Source organism: Microcystis sp. LEGE 00066, from assembly GCF_015207925.1.
In the GTDB taxonomy this organism is placed as follows: Bacteria; Cyanobacteriota; Cyanobacteriia; order Cyanobacteriales; family Microcystaceae; genus Microcystis; species Microcystis ichthyoblabe_A.
In genome coordinates this window covers 1-1,092 of sequence record NZ_JADEVX010000381.1, presented here as the reverse complement: position 1 = coordinate 1,092, position 1,092 = coordinate 1, and the positions used below count along the sequence as shown (strand labels likewise).

At 42.6% G+C, this 1,092-nt stretch carries 1 protein-coding gene and 1 pseudogene; both read right to left on the bottom strand.

The window, feature by feature from the left end; genetic code table 11:
* Nucleotides 1-75: pseudogene (locus IQ224_RS23675) on the bottom strand (IS200/IS605 family transposase); the annotation flags it as partial.
* A gap of 101 nt (nt 76-176) precedes the next feature.
* A complete protein-coding gene (glyQ, locus tag IQ224_RS23670; protein ID WP_002743587.1) occupies nt 177-1,052 on the bottom strand; it encodes a glycine--tRNA ligase subunit alpha in 876 nt (291 codons plus the stop codon).
* Nucleotides 1,053-1,092: the final 40 nt, after the last annotated feature.

Here is a 1,092-nt window from a genome sequence, read left to right as displayed (position 1 = left end):
ACGATATTTGGCTGGGAACACTAAATGATATAGCAAAACACTTACATTATGGCTCTTATGGATGTATTCACTCATTTTTCTATTGTACGCCGCGAGCGGCGGGGAATTAGACCCGAAGAGATTAAAAGAAGGGCAGTACAATTGGTAGGGGTGCATCACCAAAGATGCCCAGATCGCTAGACCTTTTGTAGGGGAAAACCTAAAGCTTCTCGTTGCTGTAAATACAATTGAGCAACCTGTCGAGCTAAATTGCGAATTCTGCCGATATAACGGGTTCTTTCAGCTACAGCAATCACACCTCTAGCATCGAGTAAATTAAAAGTATGGGAACATTTGAGAACATAATCTAGACTGGGAATCACCAGAGAACGCTCGATTAATTGTTTAGCTTCCTGTTCATATAAACTGAATAAACTAAATAATAACTCAGGATTAGAAGCCTCAAAATTGTAGGTACATTGTTCGATTTCATTTTGTAGAAAAATGTCACCGTAGAGGATATTTTCATTCCATTGAATTTTATTAATTGCCTCCACATCTTGCAGATACATGGCTAATCTTTCTAAACCGTAGGTAATTTCGATCGCCACGGGACGACAATCGATACCCCCACACTGTTGAAAGTAGGTAAATTGGGTGATTTCCATACCATCTAACCACACTTCCCAACCCACACCCCAAGCGCCGAGGGTGGGAGATTCCCAGTTATCTTCCACGAAGCGAATATCGTGATCTTCCGGGTTAATTCCTAACACCCGCAGGGAGTCTAAATAGATTTCCTGAATATTATCGGGAGAGGGTTTAATTAGGACTTGATATTGATAGTAATGCTGAAAACGATTGGGATTTTCGCCATAACGGCCATCCGTAGGACGACGACAGGGTTCCACATAGGCAACGGCCCAAGGTTCCGGACCAATTGCCCTTAAAAAAGTGTGGGGACTCATGGTTCCCGCACCTTTTTCGGTATCATAGGGTTGAGCAACTAAACAACCGCGATCAGCCCAAAATTCATTTAATTTAGCGATAACAGCCTGGAAAGTTAGAGACATGGGAAAAAGTAAAAAAGCGGGTTAGGGGTTGGGGAAGTGG

Coding starts and splice junctions, on each gene's coding strand:
- glyQ (WP_002743587.1), bottom strand. CDS start 1,052: ATGTCTCTAACTTTCCAGGCTGTTATCGCTAAATTAAATGAATTTTGG.